The organism is Microbacterium sp. NPDC058342, assembly GCF_042723935.1.
Lineage (GTDB): Bacteria > Actinomycetota > Actinomycetes > Actinomycetales > Microbacteriaceae > Microbacterium.
In genome coordinates this window covers 1165672-1188332 of sequence record NZ_JBHXID010000001.1, presented here as the reverse complement: position 1 = coordinate 1188332, position 22661 = coordinate 1165672, and the positions used below count along the sequence as shown (strand labels likewise).

21 protein-coding genes are annotated in these 22661 nt (G+C 70.4%); 8 read left to right on the top strand and 13 right to left on the bottom strand.

The window, feature by feature from the left end:
- Window positions 1-6: 6 nt before the first annotated feature.
- Window positions 7-786 (top strand): aquaporin Z, encoded by a 780-nt coding sequence (gene aqpZ, locus ACFWHT_RS05355; protein WP_378826151.1) that lies wholly within the window; start codon window positions 7-9, stop codon window positions 784-786.
- Between the two features lie 64 nt (window positions 787-850).
- Here the strand turns inward: aqpZ and ACFWHT_RS05350 are convergent, their stop codons facing one another.
- Window positions 851-1840, bottom strand: a complete 990-nt coding sequence (locus tag ACFWHT_RS05350; RefSeq protein WP_378827914.1) for a stage II sporulation protein M — start codon at window positions 1838-1840, stop codon at window positions 851-853.
- A 16-nt stretch (window positions 1841-1856) separates the two neighbouring features.
- Here ACFWHT_RS05350 and ACFWHT_RS05345 point away from each other — a divergent pair, with 16 nt between their 5' ends.
- Window positions 1857-2666, top strand: a complete 810-nt coding sequence (locus tag ACFWHT_RS05345; protein ID WP_378826149.1) for an RDD family protein — start codon at window positions 1857-1859, stop codon at window positions 2664-2666.
- A 3-nt stretch (window positions 2667-2669) separates the two neighbouring features.
- Here the strand turns inward: ACFWHT_RS05345 and ACFWHT_RS05340 are convergent, their stop codons facing one another.
- The 4 genes from ACFWHT_RS05340 to ACFWHT_RS05325 form a co-directional block, all read right to left on the bottom strand.
- Window positions 2670-3881, bottom strand: coding sequence for an ABC transporter permease (locus tag ACFWHT_RS05340; RefSeq protein WP_378826147.1), 1212 nt, complete (start codon window positions 3879-3881; stop codon window positions 2670-2672).
- Window positions 3878-4684, bottom strand: a complete 807-nt coding sequence (locus ACFWHT_RS05335; protein WP_378826145.1) for an ABC transporter ATP-binding protein — start codon at window positions 4682-4684, stop codon at window positions 3878-3880. The genes ACFWHT_RS05340 and ACFWHT_RS05335 overlap by 4 nt, the downstream gene beginning before the upstream one ends.
- The gene (locus ACFWHT_RS05330; protein WP_378826143.1) at window positions 4681-5592 is read right to left on the bottom strand and encodes an efflux RND transporter periplasmic adaptor subunit; all 912 of its coding nucleotides are present in this window, start codon (window positions 5590-5592) and stop codon (window positions 4681-4683) included. Before ACFWHT_RS05330 ends, ACFWHT_RS05335 begins: the two co-directional genes overlap by 4 nt.
- Window positions 5593-5731: 139 nt before the next feature.
- Window positions 5732-5956, bottom strand: coding sequence for a DUF3499 family protein (locus tag ACFWHT_RS05325; RefSeq protein WP_378826141.1), 225 nt, complete (start codon window positions 5954-5956; stop codon window positions 5732-5734).
- An 81-nt stretch (window positions 5957-6037) separates the two neighbouring features.
- Here ACFWHT_RS05325 and ACFWHT_RS05320 point away from each other — a divergent pair, with 81 nt between their 5' ends.
- Entirely contained in the window at window positions 6038-6469 is a 432-nt protein-coding gene (locus tag ACFWHT_RS05320) for a hypothetical protein (protein WP_378826139.1), read from the top strand.
- A gap of 31 nt (window positions 6470-6500) precedes the next feature.
- Here the strand turns inward: ACFWHT_RS05320 and ACFWHT_RS05315 are convergent, their stop codons facing one another.
- The 4 genes from ACFWHT_RS05315 to manA form a co-directional block, all read right to left on the bottom strand.
- Complete coding sequence (locus ACFWHT_RS05315) at window positions 6501-7886, bottom strand: DUF5719 family protein (RefSeq protein ID WP_378826137.1); 1386 nt, start codon at window positions 7884-7886, stop codon at window positions 6501-6503.
- Complete coding sequence (locus ACFWHT_RS05310; protein WP_378826135.1) at window positions 7883-10828, bottom strand: glycosyltransferase; 2946 nt, start codon at window positions 10826-10828, stop codon at window positions 7883-7885. Before ACFWHT_RS05310 ends, ACFWHT_RS05315 begins: the two co-directional genes overlap by 4 nt.
- A gap of 128 nt (window positions 10829-10956) precedes the next feature.
- Window positions 10957-11274: a WhiB family transcriptional regulator gene (locus ACFWHT_RS05305; RefSeq protein WP_378826133.1), complete on the bottom strand. Its 318-nt coding sequence runs from the start codon at window positions 11272-11274 to the stop codon at window positions 10957-10959.
- A gap of 154 nt (window positions 11275-11428) precedes the next feature.
- Window positions 11429-12547 carry a mannose-6-phosphate isomerase, class I gene (manA, locus tag ACFWHT_RS05300; RefSeq protein WP_378826131.1) on the bottom strand — a complete coding sequence of 373 codons (1119 nt, stop codon included), beginning with the start codon at window positions 12545-12547 and terminating at the stop codon, window positions 11429-11431.
- A 69-nt stretch (window positions 12548-12616) separates the two neighbouring features.
- On the opposite strand from manA, the gene ACFWHT_RS05295 reads away from it, so the two are divergent.
- Both ACFWHT_RS05295 and ACFWHT_RS05290 read left to right on the top strand, forming a co-directional pair.
- The gene (locus ACFWHT_RS05295; RefSeq protein WP_378826128.1) at window positions 12617-14035 is read left to right on the top strand and encodes an O-antigen ligase family protein; all 1419 of its coding nucleotides are present in this window, start codon (window positions 12617-12619) and stop codon (window positions 14033-14035) included.
- Complete coding sequence (locus ACFWHT_RS05290; protein WP_378826126.1) at window positions 14032-15330, top strand: O-antigen ligase family protein; 1299 nt, start codon at window positions 14032-14034, stop codon at window positions 15328-15330. The genes ACFWHT_RS05295 and ACFWHT_RS05290 overlap by 4 nt, the downstream gene beginning before the upstream one ends.
- A gap of 3 nt (window positions 15331-15333) precedes the next feature.
- On the opposite strand, the gene galE is transcribed toward ACFWHT_RS05290, so the two are convergent.
- Entirely contained in the window at window positions 15334-16323 is a 990-nt protein-coding gene (gene galE / locus ACFWHT_RS05285; protein ID WP_378826124.1) for a UDP-glucose 4-epimerase GalE, read from the bottom strand.
- 72 nt (window positions 16324-16395) lie between these two features.
- On the opposite strand from galE, the gene ACFWHT_RS05280 reads away from it, so the two are divergent.
- From ACFWHT_RS05280 to ACFWHT_RS05270, 3 genes are read left to right on the top strand one after another with little or no spacing between them, the layout of a single operon-like run.
- Window positions 16396-18306, top strand: a complete 1911-nt coding sequence (locus ACFWHT_RS05280; protein WP_378826122.1) for a glycosyltransferase — start codon at window positions 16396-16398, stop codon at window positions 18304-18306.
- Window positions 18303-19262 carry a glycosyltransferase gene (locus ACFWHT_RS05275; RefSeq protein ID WP_378826120.1) on the top strand — a complete coding sequence of 320 codons (960 nt, stop codon included), beginning with the start codon at window positions 18303-18305 and terminating at the stop codon, window positions 19260-19262. The genes ACFWHT_RS05280 and ACFWHT_RS05275 overlap by 4 nt, the downstream gene beginning before the upstream one ends.
- On the top strand, window positions 19259-19882 hold the full coding sequence (locus ACFWHT_RS05270; RefSeq protein WP_378826118.1) for a hypothetical protein: 624 nt from the start codon (window positions 19259-19261) through the stop codon (window positions 19880-19882). Before ACFWHT_RS05275 ends, ACFWHT_RS05270 begins: the two co-directional genes overlap by 4 nt.
- Window positions 19883-19892: 10 nt before the next feature.
- Here ACFWHT_RS05270 and ACFWHT_RS05265 read toward each other — a convergent pair whose 3' ends face one another.
- The 3 genes from ACFWHT_RS05265 to glf are packed head-to-tail and all read right to left on the bottom strand — an operon-like array spanning window position 19893 to window position 22604.
- Complete coding sequence (locus ACFWHT_RS05265) at window positions 19893-20630, bottom strand: ABC transporter ATP-binding protein (protein WP_378826116.1); 738 nt, start codon at window positions 20628-20630, stop codon at window positions 19893-19895.
- Window positions 20630-21448, bottom strand: a complete 819-nt coding sequence (locus tag ACFWHT_RS05260; RefSeq protein WP_378826114.1) for an ABC transporter permease — start codon at window positions 21446-21448, stop codon at window positions 20630-20632. The genes ACFWHT_RS05265 and ACFWHT_RS05260 overlap by 1 nt, the downstream gene beginning before the upstream one ends.
- A gap of 7 nt (window positions 21449-21455) precedes the next feature.
- Window positions 21456-22604 (bottom strand): UDP-galactopyranose mutase, encoded by a 1149-nt coding sequence (gene glf, locus ACFWHT_RS05255; protein ID WP_378826112.1) that lies wholly within the window; start codon window positions 22602-22604, stop codon window positions 21456-21458.
- Window positions 22605-22661: the final 57 nt, after the last annotated feature.

Sequence of the window (22661 nt, the reverse complement as noted above, 5' to 3'; positions counted from 1 at the left end):
GGCAACATGAGCGAAGCATCCATCACACCCGCACCTGATCCCGGTGCACCGCTGCCCGCGTCACTCGGCGCGAAACTCGCCGCCGAGGGATTCGGCACCTTCCTCCTGGTCTTCGGCGGCGTCGGCACCGCCCTGTTCGCCTCGAACCATTTCACCGAGCCCGGTTCCGGCTCGGCCGTGTACGTCGCCGTCGCTCTGGCGTTCGGCCTCACCGTCCTGGTCGGCGCCTACGCGTTCGGTCCGCTCTCCGGCGGCCACTTCAACCCCGCGGTCACCCTGGGCGCCGCGGCGGCGGGACGCATCGCCTGGCGAGACGTCGCGCCGTACATCGTCGCGCAGGTCGCCGGCGGACTCATCGCCTCCACGGCGCTCGCCCTGATCGGCATGTTCGGACCCGAGGGCTGGCTGACCGGGGCGCAGGACTCCGGCTTCGCGAGCAACGGCTGGGATGCCCACTCCCCCGGCGGTTTCGGGATGCTCGCGGCGATCATCATCGAGGTCATCCTGACCGGTGTGTTCCTGCTGGTCATCCTCGGGACCACCCATCCGACCCGCGGGACGACGCACGCCGGGCTCGCGATCGGTCTCAGCCTCACCCTCATCCATCTGATCTCCATCCCCGTCGACAACACGTCGGTGAACCCGGCGCGCTCGATCGCCGCGGCGGTCTACGGCGGTGGCGACGCGCTTGCACAGCTGTGGGTGTTCCTCGTGTTCCCGATCGTCGGGGCGATGCTCGCCGGCTTCGCGTACCGGGCTCTCTTCGACGGCACGGCACGGGCCTGATCGGCATGCGGCCGATGGCGGGACGCGGCCTGCACCGCACTCGCCGTCGGCCGTGCCGGGACCCTCAGCCGGCCGTCAGTGTGGGAGTGCCCGCCTCGTACTCCACGAGGTCGCCGGTCTCGCCCCGCCTGAACGCACGCCGGCCGATGACGAGCATGTAGAAGAGGAAGACGCCCAGCGCGGCCGCACCGATCGCGATCTTCACCGCCCAGGGCAGCGCCGACCCGGTCACGAATCCCTCCACGAGACCCGAGAGCAGCAGCGCGAAGACCAGGCCGATGGCCACCGTCGCCAGGGCCCGACCCCCGGCCGCCAGCGACTCGGTCCGGCTGCGGTGCCCGGGCACCACCCACGCCCAGAAGATGTGCAGTCCCGCGGCGGCGGCCACGAAGATCGCCGTCAGCTCCAGCAGCCCGTGGGGCAGGATGTGCAGCAGCATCGTGTCGAGGTGCCCGTGCGCCGTCATGACCGCGGCGGCCACGCCCAGGCTGACCGCGTTCTGCACGAGCATCCAGATCGGCCACACGCCCGTCACACCGAACAGCACGCACTGCAGGGCGATCCACGCGTTGTTCGACCACACCAGGCCGGCGAACGACGCCATCGGCCCGTAGTAGTCGACGAAATCCTCCTCGGCGTACTGCCTGAGCACCTCCGGCGTCCCCAGCGTCGCGATGCGCTGCGGGTCGGCGGCGATCCAGGCGCCGCTGATCACGATGACGGCGATGAACGCCAGAGCGATCACGGCGGTGGTCCAGCGGATGCGGTAGAGCGCCGCGGGAAGCTGGAGCGTGAAGAATCGGCCCGCCTGGGCGAGCACGTTGTCGGAGGCGCCCGTGAAGCGCAGCCTGGCCGCCGCGAGGATCGTGGACAGGTAGGCGCCCTGCGGCGAGTCACCCACCGAGGTCTTGAGCTCGGCGAGATCGGCGGACGCCGCGCGGTACCGGACGATCAGCTCGTCCACCTCGGCACCGCTCAGGCGGCGCTGCCGGCTCAGTGAGTCGAGCCGCTCCCACTCGGGTCGGCGTGCGTCGGCGAGGGCATCGGCATCCACCTGCTTTACTGTACTCATGTCGACCCCGATTGCCGATGAGCAGGAGATCCTCTCCGGCGAGGCCGTCGCGATCGATGTGCAGCCGGTCGGCTTCGTGTTGCGCGCGGCCGGCGCGCTGATCGACATGCTGATCGGCTTCGTCGTGTTCGCGGGGTTCCTGGTGCTGCAGCTCTGGCTGCTCGGGCAGGGCCTGCTCGACGATCACACACTGCCCCTGCTCAGCATCTGGGCGACGGTGCTGAGCTTCTTCGTGCTGCCGGTGACGATCGAGGTCGCCATGCGCGGCCGCAGCGTCGGCAAACTCGCCGTCGGCGGCCGCATCGTCCGGATCGACGGCGGGGCGATCACCTTCCGGCACACGTTCATCCGCGCGCTCGTGGGCGTGCTCGAGATCTACCTGACCTTCGGCGGCGGCGCCGTCATCACCGGCGCGCTCACGGCCCGTTCGCAGCGCCTCGGCGACCTGGTGGCCGGCACCTACTCCCAGCGGGTGCGCACACCGCCGCTGCCCGTGCACGCGCCGCAGCTGCCCGCTTCGCTGCACGAATGGGCCCGCATCGCGGACGTCGCACGCATGCCCGACCGGCTCGCACGACGCGTGTCCCAATTCCTCGCCAACGCCGAGCGCCTCTCCCCCAGCGCCCGTGCCCGCGTCGCCCAAGAGCTCGCTTCCGAGGCGAGCGCCTTCGTCTCTCCCCTGCCGCCGGTCTCGCCGGAGGAACTGCTGCGCGGCGCCACCGTGCTGCGCCGGCAGCGGGAGGAGCGCGCCCTCATCATCGCCGACGACCGCACCGAGCGGCTCACCGGACAGCGCATCCGGCTCTGACGCTCAGAACCGGATCGCGTCGATCACCCGCACCCTCAGCGCGATCAGGGCGGGTACGAATCCCGCGAGCGCGCCGACGACGACCGCGGCGACCAGTCCGGTGACCGCCGCCCGCAGAGGGAACGGCGGCACGTCGACGAGGGCGGGGAACATCGATTCGATCAGCAGCGGCGAGCGCAGCACGGCGACGACGATCGCGATGCCGAGTACGCCCGCGACCGTCGTCGCCACGAGGCTCTCCAGCAGCACAGCGCTGAAGATGCGGCCGGCTGTGGCGCCGAACGCCCGCCGCACGCCTATCTCGCGCACCCGCTGACGCATCGCGACGAGCTGAATGTTTATCAGGCTGAGTGCGCCCAGCGCGAGGATGAGCACGGCGACGCCGCTGAGAACGAGTTCGACCGTCGCCTGGCCCTCGCGGAACCCCGGTGAGGCGGCCCAGTCGCTGCGCGAGACCGAGACGGTCTCGCCTTCCGGCAGTCCCGCGCGCAGATCCGTGGCGAGCGAAGGGGCGATCGCCGCCAGATCGCGCTCGCCCAGCCAGATGTCGTAGCGGACCGGCGCCTCCTCGGGCAACCGGTCGACGCGGGTGGCGTATGCGTCGAAGAGCAGGTCGACGCGCTTCTCCTCGTCCCACGGGCCCTGGCGCGGTCGCACGCCCACCACCTGATAGATGCCCCCGGCAGCACCCGTGAGCTCGATCGTCGGATGCTGCTCCATCGGCACCCGACCGAAGACCTCCCACATCGGCTCGGAGATGATGACCGGCGGTGCGACCGCTTCGACATCGTCGTCCCGGAACTCTCGGCCGGTGAGCAGCTTCTCCCGATGAATCGTCGCATAGGCGGGGTCGAGCAGTCGCGCGTACGCCTCGTGCACGCCGTCGGGGGCCTGCACGGGAACCGTGAGTCCTTCGGCGAAGCGCGCGACGTGGCTGAAGTCGAAGCGTTCGGCGACCTGCTCGAAGCGCCGGTGGAAGGCCTCGGCATCCACGGGTTCGTCCGCCCCTGCCGGCGCGACCACGATCGTCGCGACGCGACCGCCGTAGCGGTCGTACTCCTCGGTCTGCGCCTGCACGGCGATCTCGGAGATCGCGACGACGGCGGTCAGCGCCGCCACCGAGACGGCGATGCCGATGAGGCTGAGCAGCACACGAAGGCGGTGGACACGGATCTCCGCCCACGCATCCGCGAGGGCGCCGAGCACCGCGCTCATGCGACCTCCTCCACCGAAGCCCGCGCGAGATCAGCCGGTTCACCGTCCGAGGCGCCGCCGGTGTCGCGCGCATCGCCCCCGCCGCCGAGGTCGAGCGTCGACGCGGCGAAGGCTCGACGCAGGTCGGCCGGGGCCAGCACTCCCGCGTCCAGCCGGTAATGCCGACGGGCTCGCGCGGCGACATGCAGGTCATGCGTGATCGTCACCAGCGCCGCCTCGGTCTCGGTCGCCACCTCGTCGAGCAGGTCCATCACGCGTGCTCCGGTGTCGATGTCGAGAGCACCCGTGGGCTCGTCGGCGAGGATCAGCACGGGTCTGCGCACGAGCGCCCTGGCGATGGCGACCCGCTGCTGCTCGCCACCGGAGAGTCGATCCGCGATCTGGTCGATGCGGTGCCCGAGCCCCACCCGCTCCAGCATCTCGGCGGCGATCCGCCTGCGATGCCGGAACGGCCGCCCGCGGGCATGACCCAGGGGCATCGTCACGTTGTCGAGCGCCGTGCGCCCGGGCAGCAGATTGAACTGCTGAAAGACGAATCCGACGTGGTCGCCGCGCAGGCGATCGAGTCGGCCCGAGCGCGTCCTGCCCACTTCGCGACCCGAGAAGGACACGGCGCCGGACGTGGGTGCATCCAGCAGACCGAGCAGATTGAGCAGGGTCGACTTCCCCGAGCCCGAGCGTCCGACGATCGACACGTGGTCGCCGGCTTCCACCTCCAGGGTCACGTCTCGCAAGATCTCGAGCGTGGTGTCGTCGGGAAGCCGGACGCTCTTCGCGACGTCCCGCAGGCTCACGAGCGTCACCAGGTCGATCCCGTCTCGCAGTACTCCCCGCCGGCTCCGTCGTCGTAGCACTTCTCTTCGTCCCTCACCGCGAACCCCGGCACGTACTGGCGGATGGAGTCGCCTTCGGCGAGACCGTCCACGACCTCGACCATCGCGCCGTCGTTCACCCCGAGCTCCACGGCGCGCTCCACCGGCTCGGTCCCATCGCCCTCGTCGATCCAGACCACACCGCTGCCCGCGCCTCCCTTGACCGCGGTCACGGGGACCACCAGGGCGTCGTCGACCTTGCCGAGTGCGAGATCGACGACGGCCGGGAGTCCCGCGAAGACCTTCTGATCCGCAGGGACGGCGCAGCGCAGGCTGGCCGTGCCGTCCTCCGCGATCTGTACGCGCACGCCCGAGCAGGTGAAGGGAGCGGGCCCGCCGCTGATCGAGACCGCAGCCTGGGACGGGGCGTCGACGAGCCGGTAGAGCTGTGTCGGCTGGACGGTGGCGAGCACGTGGTGGCGTGCGGGGCTGAGCGTCATGACCTCGGACCCGATGCTCGACAGCTGCCCCTTCACGAGCGCGATCTCCGACACCTCGCCCGCCTCCGGTGCCCGCAGATCGATCATGCGCACCGGATACGTCTGCCTGATCGTGAGCAGCAGCTGTCCCTTCTTCACCGTCGCGCCCTCGGCGACGTGCACCGCCGTGACGGTGCCGTCGGTCTCGCTGCGCACGGCGTACGCCTCGTCGCGAGCGATGGTGCCGTCGATGCTCAGCTCGTTCACGATCGAGCCGCGCTCCACGACCGTCAGCGGGTCCGAGATCTGCGCGGTAGGACCGCTCGGCGCGGCATCCGCGACGTCGGGGAGGAAGGCGAGCTTCACCAGTGCCGCCGCCGCGACCCCGAGCACGAGCACGAGCAGGACAGGAAGTATCACACGACGCCAGACGACCACGGCTGCCTTTCCGGGACAGCCACCATGACTCCCCGTCCCCACCGTACGAGGCACGGCGCACCGGTGCATCAGGGTTCACCCCGATCCTCGCCGCGCGCCGCGATCGCGCGCCGGGTGGGGCTCAGTGTCGCAGTGCCTCGTGACGGATGACGAGCCATCCGGCGGGAACCGACAACCGCTCGGCGTGCTGCGCGCAGAGGTCATGCGCGTGCGGATCGCCACCGGGGCCGAGCGGACCGAGCGCGGCCATCTGATCGCCGTAGTCGAACGTGAGCGTCGCGACCGCCGCGCGGGCGCACGCCACCTTGGAGCAGAGCCGTTCGTCGATGCGCAGTGTGTGATCCATCTCGTCCAGAGTAGGCCGACGAGATCAGGATGGGATGCTGCCGCGCGGCGACCGCGGAGAGAATCGGCCTAGACTTTCGGCATGCCCCGCCGCCGCCCGTCCCGCTCCGTCACCGCCCACGGCGCGCGCCACGGCCGGCACGGTCGTCTCGGACGCAGCGAGGTGGTGCGCCCTCCGCTTCCGCCGGTGGATGGACGCCTCGACCGCTTCGAGGTCACCGTCGGCAGCGCCGTGGAGTTCCTGCGCGGCACATGGGAGGAACTGCGGGACGTCAGCTTCGAGATCGCCGCGATGCCGCTGCACGATCGCGAGGACGGCATCCCGCGGTGGCGCGTCGATCATTCCGCACGACGGGTGTCGCTGTACCGCGTGCCGATCGAGCGCCTGCTGCCGAAGGGACACGACGACGCGGCGCATCGCCGCGTCGCCATCGAGAGCGCGGTCTTCCACGCGGCCGCGGAGTACGTGGGTCGCGAGCCGTGGGAGCTGGGTCCCGAGGGCCGCGACTACTGACGGCCGAGCGGCCTTCGCATCCGCTGTCCGGTCACGGACGAACGGTGATGGGCTGCTGTGTCGCGGCTCCCGGCCACAGCGGCCATCCGGCGATCGCCGCCGATCCCTTCTCGCCGCGCATTCCGATCGCGGCATGAACCCGACCGGTCGGTTCCAGCACGTGACCACCGGCATCCAGGGGCACCTGCGCCGACTCACCGGGCGCGAGGCGCACGGTGCGCTCCTCGTCGCCGGACAGTTCGACCGAGACGGGCTCTTCCTCTGCGTTGCGCAGGTAGAGGGTCGCCGGTTCCCCGGGAGGAACCGAGAACATCGTCTCGGTCTCGGCGGTCAGCGCGGGAGAGGGCAGCGCCCAGGAGAAGTCCTGCGCGGCTCCGGCGCGCGCCGTCTGCCGCACCCCTGCCACGATCGGTGCGCCCGCCTCCACCTCGATGTCGTACACGCCCTCGGGCACGCCGGCCAGCGCGATCTCCGCGGGGACGGCCGCGGGAAGGTCGACCGAGTACTCGTCGACGACCTCCGCCGATCCCGTCGCGCGGACGCGCACGGTGGCGGTCGTGTCGCTCTCGGGCGACAGCATCCGCACGGTCATTCCCGTGCTGTCGTCGCCTTCGGTCGCCGGCGACGACTGCACGCCGAGGATCACCTGATCGGACTGCAGGCCCGGGACGCCGTCCTGCAGATCGATTCCCACCGCGTCGAGCGTTCGCACCAGCGCGGACTGCAGCGTGGCGCGCACCGGCGCGCCCGAGGACACCACCTCGACGACGGGACTGCGCTGACCCGAGGCGACGGATGCCAGCGGCAGGCCCAGCTGGGTCTTGGCGGGGACCACGACGGTGGATGCCGAGCGGCTCTCGCCGTACACGTTGAGATCGACGTTCGCCGTCACATCTCCCGGGTTGGTCAGCAGGATGATGTCGGATGCACCGGTCGTCACGTCCCCACCGACGAGCCAGGAGCTGAGAGCGGGCTCGCGGCAGGGCGCGGCGGCGAATCCGGTGAGATCGTCGTCGGAGAGTCGCACCGACTCGGAGGCGGCGATGAGAGGCGTGCGGCGGTCGTGCACTCGGGAGATCAGCGCGATCGCGCCCTCGCCGCCGGTCACCTCGGGCATCTCGAGTTTCGCGGTCTCCGTGGCATCCGTCGCTCCGGAGATCTCACGGCGGGGCGAGGCGGCCGACACCATCAGATCGGCCTGTGAGGAGTCTCTCCCGAGAGCGCGGAAGGAGCCGTCGCACACGAGCACGGTGTCGCCGGGCACCGGGGTGATCTCGGTGGATGCGGGGTCGCTGCTCACCTGGGGCCAGGGAGCCGCGACCGCACCTGCCACGCCCAGCACGCAGGCCGTCGCCACCACGGCTCCCGCGGCCATGCGAGCGCCCGTCGCGGCGAAGCGGATCGTCTGCTGCTTCATCGTGTTCCCTCCGCGTCAGCGTCGCCGAGCTGCTCGGGCGGGCCGCCGCCGATGTCGGCGGCCGCAACGGCTTCGTCCGGATCGGCCGGAGCCGTGACCCGTCGCGAGGGCGCGCTCGCGCGCCGCGACAGCACGAACGGCTCATCCTGAGCCCGGCCGACGATCCGCGAACGCGCGCGCGCCGCACGTCGGGATGCGCGCGTGGGGATCGCCAGCAGCAGTGCGGAGAGCACGATCACCAGCTGCACCAGCGTGATCGTGCTGCCCAGCGTGCGCTGCGCCGAGGTCTGCCGGTCGCGCTCCGCGATGTCCACGTCGACGCGCCAGAGCGTCCCCCGTGCGGTCTCGCCGGCCTTCACGAAGCCGGTGCGCTGGTCGATCGATGTGATCGCCTCGTCTCGCAGCGAGCGCGCACGATCCTCTTCGCCCGGCGTCTGGGCGACCAGCACGAAGCTGATGCCGTCGCCGGCCAGCGCGGTCGCGGCGTCGAAGTCGCGCCCGGAGATCAGGTCCACGGCCGTCGCGGCGACGTCCTGCCCCTGCGTGCTCGTCGCCGTGGTGATCAGGGTGCTCTGAGCGCCGAGGGTGGCACTCGCTCCCCAGACGGTCTCCGCCGAGAGCGAGCCGTCGTTCAGCGGCGTCAGGATCAGCGTGCCGAGGTCGGCATCGCCCCCCGCCTGCGCGGCGACGAGGGCGGGCAGCGTGCTCTGCGGACCGTTGTGCACCTGCGCGTGCTCGGTGTGCACGGCGAGCAGCGCCGGCAGAGCGCAGGCGGCGACGGCACAGGCCGCGACGACCGCGGCGATCGAGCGGAGGGTCGCATGCTCGACGACCGTGTCGAGGGCGACGAGAGCGGCGCCGACCGCGCCGAGCCACGCCAGACTGATGCCGGTGCCCGGCCAGACGGCGACTCCGATGCCGTCGGTGAACGCCACGGTCACACCGGAGACGAACAGCGCCGTGACGAGTCCGGCGAGCACGACCGCGAGCAGCGTGTATCCGGCGCGCCACCGCGGCGAGAGCGCGGCGAGCAGGGCGAGGAGCGCGACCGGAACCAGCAGCAGCGGCACCCACGCGACCAGGCCTCCTCCGGCGAACCACTCCCAGCCGACACGGTCGGGTGACGGGAAACCGAGGGCGATGTCGAGGCGGCCGGCCGCGTCGCCGCCGGACTGGCGCAGCGCCGCCACGGCGCCGGGATCGGCGAGCAGCGCCCACGGGTCTCCGCTGCGGAGGCGGTGCACGACGAGCGGGGCGAACATCGCCGCACTCGGAATCAGCAGCCAGAACAGGCGGGCCGCGCCGCGGAGACGCCCGCTCACGAGCATCAGCACGAACGCGAGCGCCCACAGCAGCACGAAGGCGGGCGCGAGCGAGGGCGCGCACGCGAGCGCCGCGGCCGTGAGCAGGGATGCGGCCCCGGCCGCTCCCCAGGAGCGCTGGGCGACCACGGCGGAGTGGAACACCCAGGGAAGCAGCAGGTGCAGCAGCACAGCAGAGGGGCGGCCCTGCACCAGCGCGGTGAGGAACGTGGGCGCGAGAGCCCACAGCACGCCGCCGAGGATCCGCAGCCCGGCGCGGTCGGTGACCCGCGTCGCCGCGAACCAGCCCCCGAGCACAGCGAGCGGAAGGGCCAGAAGCCAGAGCAGCACCATGGCGAAGGAGGGCGCGGCCGGCCACAGACTGCCCAGCACGGCTATGACGCCGGCGAACGGATCCGCGGGGCCGACCACCCCGATCCCCACGTCGCGCGGACCCCACGCGGCATCCGCCCACAGGGCGCCGACCGTGCGCCGCAGCGGGAGAAGCGCGCCGCCGCCGATCGCCGGCCAGGCGAGCATCGAGACGAAGGCGGCGACGCCGACGACGAGTGCGGCGAGCACGGCCCACGCCCCGCCGCCGCTGAAGAAGTTCAGCTCGCTGACGGCGCCGCGTTCGCTTCCGTGGCCGTCGTCGAGGCGCTGCTTGAGCTGCGCGCGACTGACGCGCAGTGGTGCGATGTCCGCCCACGAGGCCCGCCGGAACGACCGGATCGCGCCACGGGAGCGTGCCACGGCCCCCAGGCGCACCATCGTGGTCAGCGCGGCGCCCCACTCCGGCGCGACCGCGCCGGGCCGCTTGGCGATGAGGTGCGTGATCGAGCGCCAGAGCGCCAGGGGCAGCAGCGTCAGCCAGTGCAGCGGGACGGCGAGCGCGGGCGCGTATGCGAGTCGGCGGTGCAGCTGGGACCGGCGCGTCGCCCAGGCGCGCGCCATGGGGGCCCGGGGAAGCGCGCCGGGTCCGTGCGGTCCCACCGCCACGCGCGCCTGTGGGACGAGCACCATGCGCGCACCGCCCAGGCGGGTGCGGATGCCGAGATCCAGCCCTTCGTCGGCGCCGACCAGCGCGGTGTCGGGGCGGAGGACCGTCGGAGCCTCGCCACGGATCAGCATGCCGCGCACATCCGCGCCGAGCGCGTCCTCCGCACCGTCGTGCTGCCCCTGATCGAGTTCGTCGGCGGCGAGTTCGACGGTGCGCCCCCAGCGGGTCATGCTCACGCCGAGGGAGACGATCTCACGGTCGTCGTCGTGCCGCACCAGCTTGGGAGCCGCGACCGCTGCGGACGGCGAGCGCTCCAGCGCCCCGGCGAGGTGCTGGAGGGCACCGGACTCGGGCACGGTGTCCTCGGCGAGCAGCCAGACCGCCGAGTTCTCGGCGATGCGCGGCTGAGCAAGCGCAACGGCCTCGGAGTAGGTGGTGCTCGAGCGCGCCTCGATGATGCCCTCGACGGTGTGCCCGATGCCCGAGATCGCCCGCACCCGCGAGGCATCGCCGAGCACGACGACGGTGACGGCCGCCGGCGGACTGCTCAGCGCGCGCACGGCGTCGAGGGTTCGGCTGACCTGGACGCTCGAGGAGTCCCCGGAGCGCGCGACGATGATGGCGTGTACACGAGCTGGCATGGCAACAGCCAGCCTAAGCAGGGGCGTGCGCCGACCCGGTCACGCTGTCGGCGCGCCCGAGAAGAAACCGGCGGGGCGCGCATCCGAGGATGCGGCGCTCCGCCGGTCCGATTCTCTGCGCGGAGCGCTCAGCTCGCGCGGCGCTTGAGCTTGCGCCGCTCGCGTTCGCTGAGGCCGCCCCAGATCCCGAAGCGCTCGTCGTTGTTCAGCGCGTACTCGAGGCACTCCCCGCGCACATCGCACGAGGTGCAGATGCGCTTGGCGTCTCGTGTCGAGCCGCCCTTCTCCGGGAAGAAGGCCTCGGGATCGGTCTGAGCGCACAGCGCATCCACCTGCCACGCGAGTGCGCCGTCGTCCTCGGCGTCCATCCGGCGTACACCGGGAACTCCGAGGTTCACCGGATCGACGAACCAGTTCTCGGGAACGTCTGAGCGGTAACCCGTCATCTCGATCTCCCAACCCTGCTTGTGCCCCCCACCGGGCCGTTCTTTCACTAATTACACCCGTGTCATTCGCTCCGGTCAAGTCGCGGATCGTAAACCCTCAACAGGGCGTTTAAGGTTCATTGCCTGTCGCTCGGCGTGTCGCGGGGGCGAGGGATTAGGCGCGCCCCGGTTCGGCGATGAACACCTGGCCCGTACCGCGCAGCGCGAGCTCCGTCTCGTCGGCGGTCGCGAACGCCGCGGCGCCCGCACGCACCGGCCGCTCCGGCCCCGACCCGGCCGCCACGGTGATGGATCCGGCCACCACGAGTGCCATGGCCGGGCCGGCCACGGGAACCCGCGTCTCTCCGGCGACCTGCACCCGCCGCAGCGCGAAGTCGTCGACCGGGATGTCGTAGGAGGTCACATCGCCGCCAGCGGGAGCCTGCACGGGCACTTCGCCCGGCGTCGTGTCGACGACCGCCAGCAGCTCGCCGACGTCGATGTGCTTGGGCGTGAGGCCGCCGCGCAGCACGTTGTCGCTGGCGGCCATGATCTCCACGCCGAGCCCGGAGATGTACGCGTGCAGCAGTCCCGCGCGCAGGAAGATCGCCTCCCCGGGGCGCAGCACCAGGTGGTTCATCAGGAGCGCCACGACGACGCCCGGATCGCCGGGGTTGCGCTCGGCGATGCCGCGCACGGCGCGCAGCGTCTCGGCGAAGCCGTCGGCATCCGCCTCTGCGAGCCCCTCGATGATCTCGTCGACCGCCGCCTGCGCGCCGCCCGACAGCAGCCAGCCGATCGTCGCGCGCAGCGCGGCGGCCTCATCGCCGCCCAGTCGCGAGCGCAGCTCGTCGACGCCCGACGAGTCGGGGAAACCCGAGAGCAGCCGCAGCGTGTCCGCGACGGGGCGCAGGCCGCCCAAGGCCTCGAACCGGTCGCTGAGGGCCACGATGAGCTCGGGCTTGTGGTTGTCGTCCCGGTAGTTACGGGCGGGATCAGCGGCGTCGCGTCCCGCCTCGCGAGCGAAGCCCTCCCGGGCCTGGTCGCGGGTGGGATGCACCTGGATCGACAGCGGCGCGGCCGCGGCCAGCAGCTTCAGCAGGTACGGCAGGGTGCCGCCGGTGACCGCGTCCAGCGTGCCGCCGCCGTCCACGTCCGCCGGGTCGCCGGGATGATCCCCGAACCAGACCTCCGCCTCGGGCGATCCGGACGGCGCCCTGCCCTCGAGATCGGCGATCAGGGAGTCGGAGCCCCAGGCGTAGTCACGGGGCACGTTGGCGATGGTGAGCAGCATGCCCCCAGCGTAGGACTTCCCGTCGCGTCCCCTGCGGCGCGGCGGCCTCGGCGCGATAGCCTGATCCCGATGGCCGTGTACACCAAGCATCCCGTTGCGGCGCCTCCCGTCGCCCCCGCTCGCGAGACGACGGGGCACCTGATGGTGCGCGCTTACGGCGTGCTGTGCCTGTTCGCCGTCTTCGCGCACACCGCGGTCTACAACCTCGTCGGCCCCGTCGGCGCGGTGATCGTGCTCACCGTGCTGACCCTCGGCGCGCTCGCGATCTGGGTGCCGGCGGTCGCGAAGGGCCGCCCGACGCGCTTCCCGTGGCGTCGTCTGCCGTGGGCGGCTCTCGGCTATGGCGCCCTGGCGCTGGTCTCGGTGCTGTGGTCGCGCTGGCCGATGGCGACGCTGCTGACGTGGGCGCTCCTCGCAGCCGTGACGGTGACGGCCCTGTTCCTGTCGACCCTGCTCAGCTGGCAGGAGATCGCGCGCGCCCTCTCGACCGCGTTCAAGCTGATCCTGGGCCTGTCGCTGGCGATCGAGCTGTGGGTCTCGCTGCTTCTGCGCCATCCCCTCCTGCCCAACTTCGTGGACGCGCCCGATGGCCGGATCGATCCGCACCTGTACTGGGTGCGCGGGAACCTGTTCGACGGCGGACGGATTCAGGGCATCGTCGGCAACGCGCACACGCTCGCCATGATGTGCCTGTTCGCGCTGATCGTCTTCGGGGTGCTCTACGCCGCGCGGGTGCGCCGGCGCGGCGTGCTGATCGTCTGGGCGCTGCTGGCCGTCGTGCTCCTCGTCGCGGCCGCATCGACCACCGTCTACCTGGGCGTCGCGGTGATCCTCGCCGTGCTCGCTGCGGCGCTCATCGCCCGCAGGGCCACGATGCCCGCGGCGCGCCGCGTGGTCTATCTCGTCTTCGCGGCGGTCGCCGTGGTCGCCGTCGCGAGTGCGACGCTGCTCGGAGGGCGCGTGCTCGAGCTGTTCGGCAAGAGCGCCGACCTGACCGGCAGGGTGGAGATCTGGCAGAAGGTGTGGGAGCGCGCGATCACGCGCCCCGCCTTCGGCAACGGGTTCTCCTCTCCGTGGGTGCCCTGGGATCCGGCCTTCCAGGGATGGATCGTCGACCATGGCCTCACCGTGTTCCACGCGCACGACATGTGGCTGGACGTCTTCCTCCAGCTCGGTGCAGCCGGCGTCGTCCTCATGGCGATCGCGTGGCTGGCGCTCACCTGGCGGGCCTGGTTCTTCGCCGTCGATCGACCGCGGTGGGATCTCGATGCCCGACGCCCCTACTCCGCCATCTCGCTGCTGCCGCTGCTGCTCACGACCGCGCTGCTGTTCGAGGGACTGGCGGAATCGGCTCCGATCATGCTGTGGGGCTGGCTCCTGCTGATCCTGCTGTCCTTCAAGATGAAGTCGGTGCCGCTGATCGGGGTGAGCGTCGGCGAGCGCACCCCGCTGATCTCGCACGGCCCGCGGGCACGGCCGGTGCCATGACGCCACGGCGGCACGTCGTCTCGCTGCTGGCGTCGGCCGAGTTCGCCCGCGCCTACACGATCGCCGGGCTCGCCGCCGCTTTCGGGTCGTTCCTGATCGAGCGGCTCACCTCGACGGTGACGCTCGCGACGATCGTCACGATGCTCGCGATCACCGGCATCGGCATGCTCTTCGCCCGGCGAGACGAGCTGACGCTGCTGCGATTCGCACCGACCTCTCTGGTCGGGTTCCTCGCTCTCGCCCTGATCAGCGTGCTCTGGAGCACCGACCGCTCCGAGACGCTGAGCGGATGGGCCACGCTCTTCGGCTACACCGTGATCGCGATCACGATCGGGCACGTCCGCGACACGCTGCAGACCGTTCGGGCGCTGGGCGACACGCTGCGCTGGCTGCTGGCGCTCTCGCTCGGGCTCGAGGTGCTCTCGGGCATCCTGCTCGACATGCCCTTCCCCGCGCTGGGCATCGAGGGGAACCTCGCACTCGGCGGATCGGTGCAGGGGATCTTCGGCACCCGCAACATGCTGGGCTTCGTCGCTGTCGTCGGTCTGATCACGTTCGTGATCGAGTGGCGCACGCAGTCGATCACCCGACGGGTCGGCACGCTGTCGATCGCACTGGGCGCCTTCCTGGCGCTGCTGTCCGCGTCGCCCTCGGTCGTCGTCCTCGCCGCCGGCGTCGGCGTGGCCACGACCGCGCTCACGATCGTCCGGCACACCCCCGCGCACCGGCGGGTGGGCGTGCAGTGGGCGCTGGGAGCGCTCGTGGCCGCCGCACTGGCGGTCGCCTTCGGCATCCGCCATCTGATCATCCGGATGCTGGATGCCGGATCGGACTTCTCGACGCGTGCCGACCTGTGGAACACGATCCTGGACTACGTGGCCCAGAAGCCGCTCACGGGATACGGCTGGTTCGGGCCGTGGGCGCCGAGCGACTCGCCGTTCACGGCGATCAACTTCGCGCTGTCCGATCATCACCGCACGGCGCTGAACTCCTACTTCGACCTGCTGCTGCAGCTGGGCTGGATCGGGCTGGCGCTGTTCCTGGTGCTGGGGGGCGTCGCCACGGTGCGATCCTGGCTCGTCGCGAGCGTGCGCCGCTCGGTCGTCTACGCGTGGACGCCGCTGATGCTGGTGACCCTGGCCGTGGAGTCGATGTTCGAGAGCTTCACGCTCACCGGTGCCGGCTGGCTGCTGCTGGTGCTGTGCGCACTGCGCGCGGGCCAGACCCGCTCGTGGCGGCAGAACATCGACGACGCGCAGACGGGCGCGATCCCCACTCTCGGGCCGATGGGATAGCGCTCAGCCGCGCGTCTTCAGCCGGGCCGACCACGCGAGGGCATCGCGCACGCCGTCCTCCACCGTGCGCTCGGCACGCCAGTCGAGCGCCTCGCGGGCGCGATCGACGAGCGCGAAGGCACCCGCCTGATCGCCGGCGCGACGCGGGCCTTCCACGACGTCGAGCGTCTCGCCCGTGACACGGTCGAAGGCCGCGACGAGCTCGCGGACCGTGACGCCGTCGCCGGTGCCCACGTTCATCGCCGCGTACGGCGCGTCGCCGTCGACGATGTCATCGAATCGCTGGACGGCGGCGACGTGCGCGCGGGCCAGATCCCACACATGGATGTAATCACGCAGACCCGAGCCGTCGCGGGTGTTCCAGTCGGTGCCGGTGAGCGTGAACGGAATACCCCGGTCTCTGGCCGTCATGATCTTTCCGAGCGCGTGCGAGGGCTCGGCGTTCTGCAGCCCGGTGCGCAGCTGCGGGTCTGCGCCGATGGGGTTGAAGTAGCGCAGGGCGATCGCGCGGATGCTGCCCGCGTGGGCCGCGTCGCGCAGGATCTGCTCGACCATCCACTTGGTGGTGGCGTACGGGCTGCCCGGCGCGATCTCCGCCTGCTCGTCGACGCCGGCGCCGGAGTCGCCGCGATAGATCGAGGCGGAGGAGCTGAACAGCACCCGTGTCAGACCGCGCGCGGCGAGGAGGCGGAGCATGGTGACGGTCCGGCCGACGTTGACGTCGTAGTAGCCGAGCGGGTCCGCCACGGACTCGGGGACCACGATGCGGGCGGCGCAGTGGATGACCAGGTCGAGATCGGGGTGGTCGCCGGTGATCCGATCGAGGAGCGCGGCATCGGCGATGTCGCCGCGGTAGAGGATGCGCCCCTCTCCGAAGTCTTCGCGTCCGGCGGACAGATCGTCCAGCAGCACGACGTCGATTCCCGCATCGAGGCACGCGCTGGCCACGGTCGATCCGATGTATCCGGCGCCGCCGGTGATCAGTACCTTCATCCCCGCCATGCTAACGCCTCGCCCGGCCGCCGCTCCGACGATCCTCAGGCGACGCCGGTAGGCTGTCACCTCGTGACCCACGTGCTGCAGAACGTCGTCTTCCCCATCGATCGGGACCCTGATCTGCTCCCGCTGTACGCGGACCCCGAGACCTGGTCGGTCATCGACGACGAGCCGGTGCGCGTTTCGAACCGCGCTCATCTGGGCAACATCCTCGGACGACACCGCGCGCGTATCGTGTCGGGACGCCGGGTCTCGCTCGGCACGTATTTCAATGCCTTCCCGGCCTCGTACTGGCAGCACTGGACGGGCGTGCGCGAGGTGCGACTGACCGTGCGCACCAGCGGGCCCGCCACGATCCTCGTGTATCGCTCCAACGGCGGTGGTGTGCGTCAGCGCATCGACACCCGCGAGGTCTCAGGCGAGTCCACCACCTCGTTCGACCTGCGCCTGACCGAGTACAGCGACGGCGGCTGGATCTGGTTCGACGTCGTCGCCGACGAGAAGCATGCCGTCCTCGAGGGCGCCCAGTGGACGACGGAACAGGAGCCGGTGCGCACCGGGAAGGCGTCACTCGGCATCACGACCTACAACAAGCCGGACTACTGCGTGGACACGCTCCGCGCCCTGGCCGCATCGCCCGACGCCCTGGAGTTCGTCGACCGGATCTTCCTGATCGACCAGGGCACCCAGCTGGTCGCGGATCAGGCCGGGTATGCGGAGGTCGCCGCCGATCTCGGCGAGACGCTGCAGATCATCCGTCAGCCGAACCTGGGCGGATCGGGGGGATTCGCCCGATCGATGCACGAGACCCTGCAGCGACCCGAGAGCGACTTCGTGCAGCTGCTCGACGACGACGTGCGCCTGGAACCGGAGTCCCTGCGTCGCTCCATCGTCTTCGCGCGGTACGCGACCAGCCCGGTGCTCGTCGGCGGACACATGTTCGACCTGCTCGACCGCCCCAAGCTGCACGGCTGGGCGGAGGTCGTCGACGAGGCGCCGTTCATGTGGCGCAACCTCTACCAGGAGCGCATGCCGCACGACTTCGGGACCGCGAACCTGCGCCAGTCCCCGCTGCTGCACATGCGCATGGACGCCGGGTACAACGGGTGGTGGATGTGCCTGATCCCCCTTGAGGTGATCCGCAGCGTCGGCCTGTCACTGCCGGCGTTCATCAAGTGGGACGATGCGGAGTTCTGCCTGCGAGCCGGTGAGGCGGGCTTCCCCACGGTCTCACTGCCCGGTGTCGCCCTCTGGCACGTCTCCTGGGTGAACAAGGACGACACGATCGACTGGCAGGCGTACTTCCACGCTCGCAACCGGATCGTCGCCGGCCTGCTGCACTCCGAGGCGCCGCAGGGCGGCCGCCTGCTCACCCACAGCCTGCGCGTGGATCTCAAGCACCTGATGATGATGCAGTACTACCCGGTCGCGCTGCGAGCGAGGGCGCTGCGCGACGTGCTCTCCGGGCCCGACCACATGCGCCGCAATCTGGCGACCGCCATGCCCGCCGCGCGCGCGATGGCCGCCGACTTCCCCGAGACCGTGGTGCATCGCGACCCGAGTCGCGTGCTGCACTCGCGCAAGGGACGACGGGTCTTCCCGCCGCTCCGGGCGAACGAGCTGGACTCGCCCACCGGTCTGCGCCTGCGGCTCTTCACGGTGCGCACGCTGATCTCGCACTGGCTGCACAGGCCCGACCCCGCCAACGTGGCGCGACCCGAGGTGGAGTTCGGCAAGGGCGATGCCCTCTGGTGGCGGGTGCCCTCCTTCGACAGCGCGCTGGTCAGCTCGGCTGACGGCTCCGGCAAGAACATCTACACGCGCGATCGTGCCCAGTACCGCCGGATGCTGCGCGATTCGTGGATGCTGCACCGCAGGCTGCGCCGCAACTGGGCGAAGCTGCAGGAGCAGTACCGCAAGGCGCTCCCCGACCTCGTGTCGGACGCATCGTGGCAGAAGACCTTCGAGGAGCAGGCATGACCGCCGTCGAGTTCGATCCCGCGTCGGCGGCGATCGTGATCGTCACCTTCAATCGCTCGCATCTGCTCTCCGGGCTGCTCACCAGCATCCGGGCCATGGAGCCCAAGCCCGGGCGCGTCGTCATCATCGACAACGCGTCCTCCGACGACACGACGGACGTCGTCGAGTCGTTCCGCGCGGATCTCGGCACCGAGATCGTGTACCGGCGTCTGGCCACCAACACGGGCGGGTCGGGAGGCTTCAGCGAGGGGATGCGCACCGCGTACGACCTCGGTGCGGAGTGGATCTGGATGATGGACGACGACGTCGAGGTGCTCCCCGACGGTCTCGCGCGGATGGGGGCCTGGTCGGGTCGGTTCAAGAGCATCCAGGGCCGGCGCTACGACTACGACGGCAGCGAGTTCTACTGGCAGTACCGCATCGCCGACCGGATGGGCATCCCCATCCCGTTCGCCCCGTCGAAGTTCGACTCGTCGGGCTTCAAGGAGATGAACAGCGGATGCTTCGAGGGCATGTTCATCCACCGCTCGATCGTGCAGCGGATCGGCCTGCCCGACCCGCGCTTCTTCATCTACTGGGACGACCAGATGTACGGCTGGCTGGCGTCGCGACTGACGACGGCCGTGATCGTCGACGAGTTCGTGCTGCGCCGCACCCGCGAGATCAAGCAGTGGGACATGGGCATCCGGCACATGAACGCCTCCAGCAACGCCTACCGGTACTACATCATGCGCAATCGCGCGTTCATCAAGCACTACTACCGGGTGCACAGTGCATACAGCCCTGTGCTGTTCGGGCTGGGCACCACGGCGACCTTCTTCAAGGAGCTGATCCGGCTGTTCTTCGTCGAGCGCACCGTGCGCGGCACGAGCAACCTGTTCCGCGGACTGCGCGACGGCGGCAAGATCGGCCGCGACCGCAGCTGGCGGCCGATGCCCGCACTGGAGCGGTCATGAGCGAGCCGCAGCCCGAATACGTCTGGGCGTTCCCGCCCGAACAGCCCCGGCGCGGCCGCGTCTGGCTGATCGTCGTGCTGGCCGTCGTGGCGGTCGCGATCGCCACAGGCGTCTTCTGGCTGTTCCTGCGCCCGGGAGCGCCGTTGGCCGCCGACCCGACGCCGAGCATCTCGCCGAGCGCGAGCTCGTCGCCGACAGCCGAGCCGACACCGACCGCCACGCCGACGGCCACGTCCTCGCCCTCGCCGTCGCCATCAGCCACCTCCGTCCCGTCGACCGCTCCCGTCCCTCCGCCGCCGGCCGATCCGGCGATCGCGACGTTCCGTGAGAAGATCGCGCCGATCCTCGACGACGCGGCGACAGGTCTGGGCATCGCTCGGGACTCGGACGCACAGGAGGCCGCCCAGACCATCGGCTTCCTGCAGGAGGATGCCGGGCGTCTCTCACAGACCGTCGCTCCCGCCTCGATCTCTCAGAAGTGGTCCGCGGCCCTCGCCCGCTACTCGCAGGCGCTGCAGTCGCTGCGCGCCGCGTACGACCGCGGCGGCTCCGCTCAGAAGGAGTGGAAGGCGGCGGACAGCGCTCTGACCTCGCTCAACGGCACCGTCGGCGCGAGCTGAGACGACCGCCTCAGCTCGGGCCGTGATCGGCGTTGTAGCGGTCGAGCACCTCACCGATAGGGGCGTCCAGCACGAGCGCGCCCTTGTCGAGGTAGAGGCCTCGCTTGCAGAAGCGGCGAAGGTCGCGCTCGTTGTGACTGACGAAGAACAGTGTGCGCCCCTCGGCGAGAAGCTCGTCGATGCGCTTGTAGCACTTGTCGCGGAAGGCCTTGTCGCCGACCGCGAGCACCTCGTCGACCAGCAGGATCGGCTCGTCGAGCTGCGAGACCACCGAGAAGGCCAGACGCACCTTCATGCCGTTGGACAGGTGCTTGTAAGGCGTGTCCTCGAACCCGTCGAGCTCCGCGAAGGCGATGATGTCGTCGTAGCGTGAGGAGACCTCGGCGCGGGACATGCCGTGCAGACCGGCGGTCAGCCGGACGTTCTCTCGCACGGTGAGATCGCCGACGAATCCGCCCGTGAGCTCGATGAGGGGCGCCACGCCGCCGTGAACCTCGACGCCGCCCTCGTCGGGCAGCAGCACCCCTGCGACCAGGCGGAGCAGCGTCGACTTGCCCTGCCCGTTGCGTCCGACGACGCCGATCGACTCTCCGGGCTGGACGCGGAACGAGACGTCGCGAAGCGCCCAGAACTCGCCCGGTCTGGAGCGCCGGGACGAGCCGCCGAAGAGATCCTTGAAGCTGCGGCGACCGCGCCTGTTGCGTCGGAAGCGCACCCCCAGGCGGCGAACCTCGATCGCGGCATCCATCACAGCTCCTTCAGCACGGATCGTTCGAGCGACCGGAAGACCCAGACGCCCAGTGCCAGGATGAGCACGCTCATCACCGCGCCGATGAGCACCGTCGTCAGGTGCCACTGGTCGGGGAAGAACGCCATCCGATACAGCGTGAAGATTCCGGCCAGCGGGTTGAACGAGCCGATGACGTCGAACGGTTCCGGCAGGTTCGAGACGCTGTAGATGATGGGGGTCGCGTAGAAGAGGGCACGCAGGATCAGCCCGGTCGTGCGCTCCAGGTCGGCGTAGAGCGCGCAGAGCGGTGCGACCAGCAGACCGAGGCCCACGAGCAGCACCACCTGCAGCAGGACGGCGACGGGGAGCCAGAGGATTCCCCAGCCGATCTGCACCGCCTTCGACGGATCGGACTCGACGATCACGTTGATGACGATGAAGATGGCCAGCACCGGCAGCGAGAACAAGAACTCGATCCCCTTGCTCAGCACGATGCGGTTCACCCAGATCGAGCGCGGGATCGCGGTGGATCGCACCAGGCGCGAGTCGCGCTTGAACGCCTTGGTGAAGTCGGAGACCGACGAGTTGAACCAGACCCACGGCAGCAGGCCGCTGATCAGGAACACGATGTACGGGTCCTCCCCCACGTCGCGGTGGAACACCTGCGTGAACACGAACCAGTAGATCGCGCTCATCACCAGCGGATCGAGCACGGACCACAGGTACCCGAGCGCGCTCGTCGAGTAGCGCACCTTCAGATCGCGCGCCGAGAGCAGCCACAGCGAGTGCGCGTAGCGCTGCGGGGTCCCGGGTGCCCCGACGGTGGTCCTGCGCATCCGCGTGTCAGTCGTCCGCGCCGGCGAGATCGTTGCGCCACATGGACAGCGCGGACCCGATCGCCATGTGCATGTCGAGGTACTGGTACGTGCCCAGCCGTCCCCCGAAGTGCACGTCTCGCTCGCCCTTGGCGAGATCGCGGTAGGCGAGCAGGCCCTCTCTGTCGGCCGCTGTGTTCACCGGGTAGTAGGGCTCGTCCTCGCGATCCGCGAAGCGGGAGAACTCACGCATGATCACCGTCTTCTCCTGGGCGAACACGTCCTTGCGCTCGGGGTGGAAGTGCTTGAACTCGTGGATGCGGGTGAAGGGCACGTCGAGGTCGGGGTAGTTCATCACGCTGGTGCCCTGGAAGTCGCCCACGTTCAGCACCTCCTGCTCGAAGTCGAGCGTGCGCCAGCTCAGCGCGCCCTCGGCGTAGTCGAAGTAGCGGTCCACCGGTCCGGTGTAGACCACCGGCACCTGCCCGACGGTGTCTCGCTTGTTCAGTGGCTGCGACTCGTCGAAGTAGTCGACGCCCAGCTTCACCTCGATGTTCGGGTGGTCCGCCATGCGCTCCAGCCACGCGGTGTACCCGTCGGTGGGCAGGCCCTCCCAGGTGTCGTTGAAGTATCGGTTGTCATACGTGTAGCGCACCGGCAGACGGCTGATGATGTCGCCGGAGAGCTTGTGCGGATCGGTCTGCCACTGCTTGGCGGTGTAGTCGCGGAAGAAGGCCTCGAACAGGGGCCGGCCGACCAGGGCGATGCCCTTCTCCTCGAAGTTCTGCGCCGTCTTGACGTCGAACTCACCGGCCTGCTCGCTGATGAGCGCGCGAGCCTCGCTCGGCGAATAGGCCGCCTGGAAGAACTGGTTGATGGTCCCCAGATTCACCGGCATCGGGTAGACGACGTCCTTGTGGTGCGTGTACACCCGGTGCACGTAGTCCGTGAAGGTCGTGAACCTGTTGACGTACTCCCACACGGTCGGGTTCGACGTGTGGAACAGGTGCGCTCCGTACCGGTGCACCTCGATGCCGGTCTCGGGCTCCGCCTCGCTGTAGGCGTTGCCGCCGATGTGCGAGCGGCGGTCGATGACGGTCACCTTGCGACCCGCGGCTGCGGCCCGTTCGGCGATGGTGAGGCCGAAGAAGCCCGACCCGACGACGAGAAGATCCATAGGGCAATCGTATCGGCGGGATCCTGGGAGCCTGAGCCGCCCACGCCCGTCGGTGGG